Genomic DNA, 10,720 nt, shown 5'->3' with positions numbered 1-10,720 from the left:
TGCAAAAAGGAATTAGTTAGGGAAGTAAAAAAGAGAGGTGGCAAAGTATCCGAAGGCACCAAAGCTTCAGGAGAATTTTTTCGTGTATGGATGGATGTAAAGGCTGCACTCACAGGCAAAGACCGAAAAACAATTCTCAACTCCTGCGAGTATGGAGAAGAAAAGGCATTAGATTCTTACAACAACGCACTAGTGAACCATTTAGAGCATTTAAGCACAAAACAACAAATCATTATTGCCGCCCAAAAATCATTACTAAAAACCGACCACGACCAAATAAAATCCTTGCTCGATGCGTTAGTTGATGCCTAAATTTGTCAGTAAATACGTTTTTTTAGTGTCTGTTCACAAAGTATTATTTGCAGCAGCACGTCCTTACAGGGAATTGCTTCACCCAAAGTTGCTTTCCGATAATTTTTTAAACAAAAAACCATCGAAAAGCCCACCCGGGTATCCACATTTCTGCAAATGACAAGCCTTGCTACTGACACTCTCTGAACAGACACACATTTTGTAAAACATGTTCTCAATTTTATAAATGGGCCTGGTAAAACAACAATATGATACATCAGCAAGATCCGTCTAAATTAGTCGAAACCTCAATAGACACCGGTCAAGCAGTCTACATCATCAATTGCGGCCTGCATCAAAAAAAGTGTTGGATTTCTTCACTCATAAGAAACGGAATCATCAAACATTTTGATTACAGCGATAACTTTTTTTCTGCAAATCTCACCTATGGCAAAAACTTCATTAGAAATAAAAGACCCCGGGTAAATTGAAAGGCAAGTTTGGCAGATAGGAAAAATAAATCTGCTTAAGGATATGAATTCTCAAAACTGAACTAAAAATAATGGAATCAGGCATTATAATAGTTTTGATAATCCTTAGTGTAACAGTAATAATGCTGGTACTTGACGTGGTTCGCATTGACATTGTTGCCATTGGCTGTATGCTGGCGCTGGGCTGGACAGGTATTTTGAATCCCCAGGAGATGTTTTCCGGGTTTTCGAGCAATGCCGTAATAGCTATGCTGAGCGTGATGATACTGGGGCGCGGTATTGCACGCACGGGAATAATGGATGAGTTTTCAAAATTTATTATCAAAAAAGCCGGCACCCGGCGACGAAATCTGGTAGGTTTTCTTTCTCTATCAACAGGCTTGTTATCGGGCATAATTCAAAATATTGGTGCAGCTGCACTTTTTCTGCCCGGAATAATGCAGGTTTCGCGGCGCACCAGGATTCCCGCATCTGCACTAATTATGCCCATAGGTTTTGCTGCCATACTGGGCGGAACCCTGACCATGGTTGGCTCGGGTCCACTCATTTTAGTAAACGACCTGTTAATAAATGAAGGACATCAGGCCTACAACCTATTTAGCGTAACCCCGGTTGGTATTATCCTTTTGCTATCGGGCATAGGCTACTTCCTGCTGTTTGGAAACAATGTATTACCGAAGAAGAAGGTTGGGGAAACGGGAAAAACAGAACAGGAAAAACTGGTGGAAAAGCTTAATCTGCCGAACAACATCAAGCTATTTGCCATAAGAAAAGAAAGTTTGCTGGCAGGAAAAACAACAGAAGAGGCGGGCTTATGGACCACCTACAACGTAAACTTGTTAGGTATCGGAAAAGGGGACAACGTGGTTTATGCTCCGTGGCGTGAAACAAAATTTGGAGAGGGGCAGATTCTGGCGGTATTGGGTTCATCAGAAAACATAGAACGGTTTGCAGTTGATTTTCAGCTAAAAGATGTTTCTAAGTCACACAACCTCTCTGATGAATTCAACCCCAATGTTAGCGGTTTTGCCGAGATAATAATTCCACCCGATTCAGAACTCGCAGGAACATGTATAAGAGCGTATTCATTAAGAAAGCGCCATGCTGTTGAGCCGGTAATCCTCTTCAACAAGGGCGAAAGAGTGGCAGGGGACTTTTCTGATGTGGAAGTTCACCCTGGCGACAGCCTGATTGTTTACGGCAGATGGAACAACATGAAAGATTTAAAAGAAAGTACTGATTTTGTGGTGGTCACCCGATTTGAGGTAGATACGAAAGACAAATCAAAAACCTGGCCGGCGGTTGCATGTTTCGTTTTAGCCATTGGCCTGGCCGTTTCCGGATTTCCCATTTCAATGGCATTTTTAACCGGTGCTCTTTGCATGGTTCTTACACGTGTACTGAATATTGGGGAAGCCTATAAATCCATTGAGTGGAAAGTCGTTTTCCTGCTGGCGGGATTAATTCCATTGGGTGTGGCGATGAAAAAAACCGGAGCTGCTATGTTTCTTGCCGAATTCATAATGAACGTAGTCATTGATTTACACCCTGTTTTTTTCATTCTGATGGTTGGTGTGCTTTCCACTGTTTTTTCACTGTTTATGTCCAATGTAGGCGCAATTGTGGTGCTGGCTCCCCTGGTTATGGGTATGGCAGACATTGCCGGTATCGATCCCCGGCCACTTGTTCTGATGGCAGCCGTTTGCGCCGCAAACTCTTTTATTCTGCCCACTCACCAGGTAAATGCGTTCCTTATGTCATCAGGGGGCTATCGCAATTCCGACTACATAAAGGCCGGGAGTGGAATGACAATCCTTTTCCTGGCAATAGCGGTTCTTCTGTTCTATTCTTTCATAATATAATCAGACGAGATGAAACCATCTAAAATCCCATTGTTATGCTCATTAAACATTTTTTCATTAACAAAATTGCGCACAGTTCATATATCCTGGCAGGATCAGATGCTTGTGCTGTTATTGACCCACAACGCGACATCGATGTTTACATAAAAGAAGCACGTGCACTGGGTGTAATAATCACCCATATTCTGCAAACTCATCTGCATGCCGATTTTATTTCCGGGCATTTAGACCTTGCAGAGAAAACCGGTGCCAAAGTTTATATTGCCAAATCGGCCGAATGCTCTTTCGATCATGTGCCGTTAAGCGAAGGGGATACCATAGAGATAGAAGACATTATTATCAAAGTACTCGAAACTCCGGGGCACACACCTGAGCATCTTTGTTTTGTAGTTACCGACACTACGCGCGGAGAAGACCCGGCATGCGCCTTTGTGGGCGACACTCTTTTTGTTGGCGATGTAGGACGTCCCGACCTTTTCCCGGAAATGGCAGAAGAGCTTGCCGGTAAATTATATCACAGCCTCTACGATAAAATTTTAAAGCTTCCCGAATTTTGTGAAGTCCTACCTGCACACGGTGCCGGTTCTCTTTGCGGTCGGGCCATGGGTGCAAAGTGGCGTTCAACCATTGGCTACGAAAAGAAATACAACGCAGCACTTCAAATCAAAGATAAGGATAAATTTATCAAATCGCTTACAGAAGATATGCCCCCTGCTCCCGACCATTTTAGCCGAAGTACCGACATCAACCGCAACGGACCTGTCCTTGTCTCTCAGCTTCCCCGAATGCAGGAGCTAAACACGGAAACCTTCAAGGAAATGATTGAAAAAGAAAACGTTGCGATTGTCGATACCCGCAGCTATCTTGCTTTTGGAGGCCAGCACATTCCGGGTTCGTGGAGCCTGGACTTCAACGGTAACCTTCCCACCTTTGCCGGCTGGGTACTACCGACTGACAAAGACCTACTGGTGGTTTCAGACAGTTTTAGCGAAGCAGAAGAAACCAATGTCTGGCTCAGGCGCGTGGGCAAGGATCGTGTTGTAGGTTATCTGGATGGCGGCATGGCCGGCTGGATAACAAATGGTTACAAAACCAATTCAGTTAAGCAAATCTCAGCCGAAGATTTACATGAAATGGTTTCAGGCTCCGATAAATTTGTTTTGCTCGATGTAAGAGCACCACAGGAGTTTGAAGATGAGCATATCGAAGGTGCCATCAATATTCCTGTGGCCGATTTGCGTGAAAGGCACACCGAACTAAAAAAGGAGGATTCCATTGTTCTGCTTTGCAGTTCAGGAAATCGCAGCAGCTTGGGCGTCAGTATACTAAGCCAGCACGGTTTTAATAAACTAAACAACGTTGCTGGTGGCATGACCGGATATAGCGCAGCAGGATATGCCAAACGTTGTACAGTATGCGTAAGTCCACACGGCTCAAGATTTTACTCAAAACTTGAAGAAGTAAAAATCCATTTTAAACGCTAGTTTTATGGAACCAATTACTTCAATCTTTACAGATACAAGCTGGTCTCCCTATGCAGTTGGCATAGGCATTGGGCTTTTGAGCTGGCTGAGTTTTCTGATATCGGGCAAACCCATTGCCACCTCAACAACCTTTGCCAGGGCAGGCGGGATGATTAAAGAAATGATCACAGGAGACAAAAACCAACGAAGGCCCTATTACAAGAAGATTAAGCTTCGGATAAACTGGCAGTGGATGCTGGTTGTAGGTGTTGTGATAGGATCATTTCTGTCGGCCATTATCTCCGGCGATTTCCAGGTTGGAGTGTGGGTGCCATCACTCTGGTCTTCAGCTTTTGGCAATAACGCAGTTCTTAGGGTCCTTGTTGCATTGGCAGGGGGCATCATTCTTGGATTCGGCGCGCGCTTTGCCGGCGGATGCACCAGCGGGCACGGCATCAGCGGCACACTTCAACTTGCCGTTTCAAGCTGGGTGTCGGCCATCTTCTTTTTTGTGGGTGGAATAATTACGGCTCATATTATTTTTAGGATTATTGCCTAAATCAATAAATAGTCCGTAAAAATCTTTGGGCTTAATCATAACCATTTAACAAATTTCAAGAATGAAGAATTCCGTGGAAGAAATTCAGGAAAAGTAAGTACAGGATCAAAGGCCCCTGTTTTTTGGTCTGGGCTTTGGCATTCTGTTCGGCTTTTTGCTGCATAAGGGAGGAGCCACCAAATACGATGTGATTGTAGGCCAGTTGCTGCTCACCGACTTTACAGTTTTGAAAATTATTCTTTCGGCGGTAGTCACCGGTATGATTGGAGTTTACTTTATGAAGTCGATGGGTTGGATTCAGCTTTCGCTCAAGAAGGGTTCGGTGGGCAAAAATATTCTTGGCGCCATTATTTTTGGTATTGGTTTTGCCGTGTTGGGCTATTGTCCTGGCACCATAGCCGGGGCTATTGGCAACGGCTATCTTGATGCAACAGTTGGTGGACTGGCAGGCATTGTTCTGGGCACCTGGATTTTTGCGATTTGGTATCCCAAATTAAAAAACGGAATCCTTAAAAAAGGTGATTTCGGCGATATCACCCTACCACGACTATTTAAGGTAAACGACTGGGTGATAGTTGTGCCTGTTTCTGTGCTGATTATTCTAATACTGGTATGGATTGAAAAGGCAGGTTAAGCAGTGCTTGTCTATAAACCCGTAAAAAGTTTCATAATAGGTTTGTCTTATTATATATCAGCGGTTACAAGACTTGTAACGTAACGAAGCAAGTAGTATACTTTAAAAAAAGACACTAAATTACAACTCAATATGGAAGTTTATCTGAAAAGTATTTTTGAATATCTGTACATTATCATCGGCAGCATTGGTGTAGCAATAATTGTATGGGGTGTGGCATTAACCGTTTTCAGGCTTCTAAAACTGGAAATCAGCAGGCTGAAATACAAGTCAATATACCGCGAGCGGGAATCTGTCCGACATCAGTTTGCCACCTACCTGTTGCTGGCGCTGGAGTTTCTGATTGCTGCCGATATCGTTGCCACTGTAATACATCCAAAATTTGAGGAGATTGCCATCCTGGCAAGCATTGTGGTTATAAGAACAGTAATCAGCTATTTCCTTGAGAAAGAAATTGAGAAATTTTACATATCTGAATAATTTATTTCGTCAATTTGTGAAAGATTTAAGCACCTCGGATTTTATCGTTACAAACCAGGTTAACCTGGATAAAATTCCAACGAAGTTGGAAACCGATGAATCGAAAAAGGAAAAGAAAAAAGCACTTAAAAAAGTTGGTAAGAAGCTTAGCAAACTGCAAAACACCATGTATGCCCATAACCGTTACGGGGTGCTTGTGTGCTTGCAGGGCATGGATACATCAGGTAAAGATAGTCTGATAAGAGAAGTTTTCAGTAAATTTAATCCTCGTGGCGTGGTGGTTCACAGTTTTAAATCACCAAGCAGGAAAGAACTGCAACACGACTATTTATGGCGACATTATGTCGCTTTGCCGGAAAAAGGTAAGTACTCGATCTTTAATCGCAGTCATTATGAGAATTTACTGGTAACCCGGGTAAATCCTCGATATGTCCTTTTAGAAAATATCCCCGGAATTAAAAAGGAGGAAGACATACCTGATGATTTTTGGGAAAAGCGATTTAACCAAATCAGAAATTTTGAGGAACATATTACCCAAAACGGTATTATTGTTTTTAAGTTTTTTCTACACATGAGCAAAGAGGAACAAAGATTACGATTATTGAGAAGGCTGGAAAAAAAAGATAAACACTGGAAATTCGCCCCCGAAGATTTAAGTGAACGAGAGCTTTGGAAGCAGTACCAGAGCTACTATCAAGAGGCTATAAACAAAACATCCATGCCCTTTGCCCCGTGGTATATTATACCAGCCGACGACAAACCCACAGCAAGATACGTGGTTGCAAAAATCATTTATGAGAAAATGGTACAGTACAAAAACATTACCGAGCCTCAGGCAGATGAAAACCTCCTGAAAAACATAGATAAATACAAAGAAATACTTTCAAAGGAGTGATGTCTTAACCGGAACCAACAGTGGCGGATAGCTTTAAAACAAGGAGTTTTTAATATGGAAAAAACCGTTGAATTCTATTACGATGTGATTCAATACTTTAAACTGAATTACATAAATCTTGGATTTGTCATTTTATTCGTCGTTACAGGTTTTTTGATAACCGCTTTTATTAAGAGCAGAATTAAAAGACGAATTAACAGAAAATCAACCAATCCGATAACGGCAACATTCATATCTCAAATTATCAGCTTTGCCCTGAAAACAATTGTTGTATTGATAACCCTTTATTTTCTGGGGCTCAATTCTTTTACCAACAAAATTTTGGCCGGGGCAGGACTGCTGGCATTTGTTGTTGGTTTTGCATTAAAAGATATTGGCGAGAATTTTTTGGCAGGAATCATCCTTGCCTTTAAAAGTCCATTCAAGCTGGATGATCTAATTGAAGTGGAAAATATTATTGGTTTCGTAAAAGATATTAACATCCGCGAAATACAAATAAAAACGACCGATGGCAAGGATGTTTTCTTGCCCAACTCCATAATTCTTAAAAATCCAATGTTCAATTATACCATTGATGGTTTTTTGAGATATGAATTTATTGTTGGAATTGCCTACGAAAACAATCCAACTGAGGCCATGAGGGTAATACTTGATACTGCAACCCATGTTGAGGGGGTTTTAAAAGGCGAACGAAAACCCACAGTTTTTATCGATGAACTGGCTACCAGCACCATAAATATTAAGGTGATGTTCTGGGTTGATACATTTCGAACCACCCGGCGAACGGCACATCATATTATCCGCTCACATGTTATGAATAATGTTTTAGCGGCATTAATTGCCCACGGTTTCAGTCTGCCGGCATCTGTTATTGAATTAAAAAATTATGACCCGTCAAGTCCCATGAACCCGGAAGTTGAGGCAAATAAATAGAAAAAAATTTAAACCATTTCAAATTGACAAATAGCTGATTCTGTTTTCTCGCTTTTCCAGAATGGGTAGGTCATTCTTTCCTTGTAATCAGAATTCCAGAGGTTTTGGTTTTCGCCCGCGAAGACGAGCGCTTTGGTAATAAAATATAGGTCAATTAAAACAAAAAACCAGGGAACTGTTAACAGAGCACATGTAAAAAATTTTAGGGGCATTACAAAGTGTCTTCGTTTGAATACAAACCTTCATAATCTTTTTTAAATATGAAAGACTTTTAATAGGAAGCGCCAGGGGCATTTCAAACGAACTCCAACAAGAAATCACCATCACCAAACCATTGTTTATGGGATAATTAACACCTAAATAGCCCCATGCCCTATGCCCCATGCCCACTCATAATTTACCTTCTTACTTCCGGGCTTCTCAATCCTTCATCACTTTCTTCGAAATATACTCATCCTCCCATTTGGCTACAATAAGGAATATGCCCGGCTTGAAACGAGAAAGGTCAATATCAAAGTTTTTTGTCGTAGGAGTATGAGTTTCGAGCAACGCTCCGGAGGGCGCGAACACCATTATTTCTTCAAAAACAACGGCTGTTTTAATGTAAATTTTGCCTGATGTGGGATTCGGATATACTTCAAGGAGTTCTTTACCGTCGGAAGCACCATCCTCGTAATCTGTTTTACTCCCTGCTACCTTAAGAACCACAAAATTCGGTTGTGACAGGCTATATCCATCAAAAAGACAATATTTAAATGTGTCAAAACCACTAAAACCTCTTTTGGCCTGATAAATAAAAGAGCCATCACTGTGCAACTCCACCGTTCCGTGAACAGGTGGTTCGCTCATCAAAGACACCAGAAAATTTCCGTCAATATCGAAATCGTTTTTCAACACTCCCTCCCCGGTATTGACCACAACAGGGAAAATATCATTTGTAAAATCGAAACTGTCAAGTACGGCAATGGCGGAAGAGTTAAAATCCGGCAACCGATCTTTCATTACCTGAAAAGAGGCTTTTTTGGTTTCTGAAATGGTTTCTGTGTCAATAGAATTCCAGGTCTCCCAGGCAAACCGTTGTTCAGTATCGTACCACTGCGAATGATAGTAGGCGGCAATACGAAATCCGTCAGACACCATATCTTCAGTCTCAGGCGTCCTTCTATCGTCATGCAGTACGATACGTTTGTCGGGTGCAACCACATTCAGCAGCGACCAGGGAATTCTAACAGCAATTTTATCATCATAGAGTGTAACGGCATCTTTGGACGAAGCATTCTGGAAGCCATAATTAAACTGCAAACTGCCAATGTACTGGACATCGGAATGACTGTAGTTGTTTTTCCAACGAACAATGTACCAGGGAGCCCCATCGGTGGAAACTGACCGGAATTGCTGTTCGGGCTCTGATACCCCGTGCCAGATCCCGTAAATGTCATAAGCTTCTGTGACATACAGATTAGCAGAATGATTGGTAATGTGCAGATAAAATTCAGCCCGGGAGGGAATTTCCACACCGTTTGGCAAAAGCGACTCTCCCAGGTTTTCACCATAGGTATCAAAAGTAACCCACATCTCATCCGGAATATCCAGGGGGTTTTTCAGTCCTATTTCCAACTCAAAAAATGCATAATTGATCTCAGCTTTCAGCTCTGTAATAGCCGAGGTTTCATCAAAGGTACTCAGAGAAGTAACCATCTTTGTCTTCTCAAACTTTAGCAATCCGTAATTCTGTTCGGCAGCAGTAACATTGTGCCATAAAATCCTGCTTTGGGGATCATAATCCACCGGGTCGGTAATCCACGTCGGCTTGAACCATTCGTCAATCCAGGCAAACTGTATCCCTCCGCCGCACCCGCTTTGTTCCATGGTTCTCAGCATTCTGATGTTGGTTTCTCCCTGATTCTGTTCATCAAAGCCTCCCTGATTCATCCCCGAAGTCGCATAATGTGCAATTCCCCAGCTTGAGGGCACACCATACTCCGCGATAATGACGGGGAACCGGTGGTAGTGCGATTTTAGTTCGGTCAGGTAGCCCAGATAACTATTGAGACCATATTGGTCAGAATATTCCAGATAGTTGGATTGCATACTGATAAAATCCGGATAATAAGGATAGGCATGATAACTGATGAACATTCCGGCGGGTGCATATTTCACCTCAATTTTTGAAAAATCCAAAGAAGCCGAATCTTCATATTCGTTTCCCTCCTCCGGATGGGCCAGCGGATCCAGCGTGGGCCAACTCGACACACTTACAGGTCGTTGTGTGTTGTAGTTCTGAAATTCATAACCCACCAAATGATCCAGTTTTTCGGTAAACCACACCTCTGCAGGACTGGCATCAGTGATGGAAAAATGCTCTCCCTCAAAACGGGTCTCCGCCGAATGGTTTTCATTGGTAGTAAGTACTTCTCCGGGATGTATTTCCCGACCGATAATATATCCCAGGCACCATTGTGAAACATCGTGCGTATAATCTCCGAAAGCTTTCCCCTGTCTGACAGAAATAACGCGGTTCCCATGGACACAATCAATATTTTCCTCCATTTCAACCCGGAAAGTATCGGTCATAAAATACAAATCGTCTTCATATCCGGGCAAAGCTTCATTTAGCCAGACGCCCTGAAAAAAGAGCAACGGATTTTCAGAATTGGCAAGGTTGAAGGAATCCAGAACCTCATAAAACCGGGGATAATGCAAAGTATAAAGTCTGATGTTGTTGAAACCTGCTTCTTTGATGTCTTCGAACCAACTTGCGTATTGCTCACGTGAAGCTGCTATCTGGCCGGGAAAGGTTCCGGGAACTGCAACCCCGAGATTCATCCCTTTCAGAAAAAACGGAATATATTCACTGCCATTCCAGATGGTAAGATGTGCGGAGTCTGTTGAAAAAGGGACAGAATGTTCTTCTGATGTTTGTGCAGATGCTATCAGTCCTGACATAATCAGGATAAGAAGTAAAACCAGCTTTTTCATAAAACCCCATGTTAATTCTCTACTAAGATACGATTTTATTATCATCCGGAGAGTAGGATAAAATGTCTCCCCGATGTTTATGTCCCAGATCCCTGGACCAACGAAAATGTGGTAATAATATCCTCTGAACAAA

General features: G+C 42.3%; 9 protein-coding genes. 8 read left to right on the top strand and 1 reads right to left on the bottom strand.

Features of this window, described 5'->3' with window-relative positions; all coding sequences use genetic code 11:
- The 8 genes from QZZ43_RS01075 to QZZ43_RS01040 form a co-directional block, all read left to right on the top strand.
- Nucleotides 1–312 (top strand): PA2169 family four-helix-bundle protein (locus QZZ43_RS01075; RefSeq protein ID WP_291855206.1); only part of this gene is annotated, 312 nt, incomplete at its 5' end.
- 541 nt (nt 313–853) lie between these two features.
- Nucleotides 854–2,644, top strand: coding sequence for an SLC13 family permease (locus tag QZZ43_RS01070; protein ID WP_291855204.1), 1,791 nt, complete (start codon nt 854–856; stop codon nt 2,642–2,644).
- Between the two features lie 35 nt (nt 2,645–2,679).
- Complete coding sequence (locus tag QZZ43_RS01065; protein ID WP_291855201.1) at nt 2,680–4,128, top strand: rhodanese-like domain-containing protein; 1,449 nt, start codon at nt 2,680–2,682, stop codon at nt 4,126–4,128.
- 4 nt (nt 4,129–4,132) lie between these two features.
- The gene (locus QZZ43_RS01060; protein ID WP_291855198.1) at nt 4,133–4,666 is read left to right on the top strand and encodes a YeeE/YedE thiosulfate transporter family protein; all 534 of its coding nucleotides are present in this window, start codon (nt 4,133–4,135) and stop codon (nt 4,664–4,666) included.
- 154 nt (nt 4,667–4,820) lie between these two features.
- On the top strand, nt 4,821–5,300 hold the full coding sequence (locus QZZ43_RS01055; protein WP_291855196.1) for a YeeE/YedE thiosulfate transporter family protein: 480 nt from the start codon (nt 4,821–4,823) through the stop codon (nt 5,298–5,300).
- 132 nt (nt 5,301–5,432) lie between these two features.
- Nucleotides 5,433–5,780: a DUF1622 domain-containing protein gene (locus QZZ43_RS01050; protein ID WP_291855193.1), complete on the top strand. Its 348-nt coding sequence runs from the start codon at nt 5,433–5,435 to the stop codon at nt 5,778–5,780.
- On the top strand, nt 5,755–6,675 hold the full coding sequence (locus QZZ43_RS01045) for a PPK2 family polyphosphate kinase (RefSeq protein WP_291855191.1): 921 nt from the start codon (nt 5,755–5,757) through the stop codon (nt 6,673–6,675). Before QZZ43_RS01050 ends, QZZ43_RS01045 begins: the two co-directional genes overlap by 26 nt.
- 54 nt (nt 6,676–6,729) lie before the next feature.
- Nucleotides 6,730–7,608 carry a mechanosensitive ion channel domain-containing protein gene (locus QZZ43_RS01040; RefSeq protein WP_291855188.1) on the top strand — a complete coding sequence of 293 codons (879 nt, stop codon included), beginning with the start codon at nt 6,730–6,732 and terminating at the stop codon, nt 7,606–7,608.
- Between the two features lie 420 nt (nt 7,609–8,028).
- Here the strand turns inward: QZZ43_RS01040 and QZZ43_RS01035 are convergent, their stop codons facing one another.
- The gene (locus QZZ43_RS01035) at nt 8,029–10,587 is read right to left on the bottom strand and encodes an Ig-like domain-containing protein (protein ID WP_291855185.1); all 2,559 of its coding nucleotides are present in this window, start codon (nt 10,585–10,587) and stop codon (nt 8,029–8,031) included.
- Nucleotides 10,588–10,720 lie beyond the last annotated feature (133 nt).

Source organism: Marinilabilia sp. (genome assembly GCF_016278715.1).
GTDB lineage: Bacteria > Bacteroidota > Bacteroidia > Bacteroidales > Marinilabiliaceae > Marinilabilia.
Note: the sequence above shows the minus strand (reverse complement) of the source record. Positions and strands in the feature narration are given on the sequence as shown.